Annotated in this window: 1 protein-coding gene; it reads right to left on the bottom strand. The window is 68.2% G+C overall.

Annotated features, from left to right (window positions below; all coding sequences use genetic code 11):
- Window positions 1-201: hypothetical protein (locus tag J0695_RS39860; RefSeq protein WP_372445915.1), on the bottom strand; the 201-nt coding region annotated here is incomplete at both ends.

The raw sequence follows: 201 nt of genomic DNA, 5'->3' as shown, positions 1-201 counted from the left end.
GATCTCGCCGACCAGTTCCACGTCCGTGACGGCAACCGTGCCGCCGATCATCCGCTCCGCGTCCTCGAAGATGCCTTCATAGGCGTCCTGGGCGAAGTCGACGTCTTCGCCGTGGGCCTGCAGGGCAACGTCGCAGAGTTCGAGCACCCCGGTCAGCTCCTCGGTGAGCCGCTTCGGGTGGGGCTCGCCCCAGTCGGCGGT

The sequence above is a fragment of the Streptomyces beijiangensis genome (assembly GCF_017315755.1).
Classification (GTDB): domain Bacteria; phylum Actinomycetota; class Actinomycetes; order Streptomycetales; family Streptomycetaceae; genus Streptomyces; species Streptomyces beijiangensis.
This window is presented reverse-complemented; position numbering and strand designations above follow the sequence as displayed.